Source organism: Pseudomonas guariconensis, assembly GCF_024127895.1.
Lineage (GTDB): Bacteria > Pseudomonadota > Gammaproteobacteria > Pseudomonadales > Pseudomonadaceae > Aquipseudomonas > Aquipseudomonas guariconensis_B.
On sequence record NZ_JAMYBK010000061.1, the window covers coordinates 1 to 1641 of the forward strand.

The window sequence follows — 1641 nt, forward strand, 5'->3', positions numbered from 1 at the left end:
GAAATCCGCGCCCCGCGTGGCAACAAGCTGACCGCCAAGAGCTGGCTGACCGAAGCGCCGCTGCGCATGCTGATGAACAACCTCGACCCGCAGGTGGCCGAGAACCCCAAGGAGCTGGTGGTGTACGGCGGCATCGGCCGCGCCGCGCGCAACTGGGAGTGCTACGACAAGATCGTCGAGACCCTGACCCGCCTGGAAGACGACGAAACCCTGCTGGTGCAGTCGGGCAAGCCGGTCGGCGTGTTCAAGACCCACGCCAATGCCCCGCGCGTGCTGATCGCCAACTCCAACCTGGTGCCGCACTGGGCCAACTGGGAACACTTCAACGAACTGGATGCCAAGGGCCTGGCCATGTACGGGCAGATGACCGCCGGCAGCTGGATCTACATCGGCAGCCAGGGCATCGTCCAGGGCACCTACGAAACCTTCGTCGAGGCCGGTCGCCAGCACTATGGCGGTGACCTCAAGGGCAAGTGGGTGCTGACCGCAGGCCTGGGCGGCATGGGCGGTGCCCAGCCGCTGGCCGCGACCCTGGCCGGCGCCTGCTCGCTGAACATCGAATGCCAGCAGAGCCGCATCGACTTCCGCCTGCAGACCCGCTACGTGGACGAGCAGGCCAGCGACCTGGACGACGCCCTGGCGCGCATCGCCCGCTACACCGCCGAAGGCAAGGCCATCTCCATCGCCCTGCATGGCAACGCCGCCGAAATCCTGCCGGAGCTGGTCAAGCGCGGCGTGCGCCCGGACATGGTCACCGACCAGACCAGCGCCCACGACCCGCTCAACGGTTACCTGCCCGCCGGCTGGACCTGGGAGCAGTACCGCGACCGTGCACAGACCGAGCCAGCCGCCGTGGTCAAGGCGGCCAAGCAGTCCATGGCCGTGCACGTGCAAGCCATGCTCGACTTCCAGAAGCAGGGCGTGCCGACCTTCGACTACGGCAACAACATCCGCCAGATGGCCAAGGAAGAAGGCGTGGCCAACGCCTTCGACTTCCCCGGCTTCGTCCCGGCCTACATCCGCCCGCTGTTCTGCCGTGGCATCGGCCCGTTCCGCTGGGCGGCCCTGTCGGGCGACCCGCAGGACATCTACAAGACCGACGCCAAGGTCAAGGAGCTGATCCCCGACGACGCTCACCTGCACCGCTGGCTGGACATGGCCCGCGAGCGCATCAGCTTCCAGGGCCTGCCGGCGCGTATCTGCTGGGTCGGCCTGGGCCTGCGTGTCAAGCTGGGCCTGGCGTTCAACGAGATGGTGCGCAGCGGCGAGCTGTCGGCACCGGTCGTCATCGGCCGCGACCACCTGGACTCCGGCTCGGTGTCCAGCCCCAACCGCGAGACCGAAGCCATGCGCGACGGCTCCGACGCGGTCTCCGACTGGCCGCTGCTCAACGCCCTGCTCAACACCGCAGGCGGCGCCACCTGGGTCTCGCTGCACCATGGCGGTGGCGTGGGCATGGGCTTCTCCCAGCATTCGGGCATGGTCATCGTCTGCGACGGTACCGACGAAGCGGCGGCGCGTATCGCGCGCGTGCTGACCAACGACCCGGGCACCGGCGTGATGCGCCACGCCGACGCCGGCTATCAGATCGCTATCGACTGCGCCAAGGAGCAGGGCCTGGACCTGCCGATGATCACGGGC

The 1641-nt window shown here is 68.3% G+C and carries 1 protein-coding gene; it reads left to right on the plus strand.

What is annotated here, in order from left to right; all coding sequences use genetic code 11:
* Positions 1 to 1641 (plus strand): urocanate hydratase (gene hutU / locus NJF35_RS24525; protein ID WP_253091613.1); only part of this gene is annotated, 1641 nt, incomplete at both ends.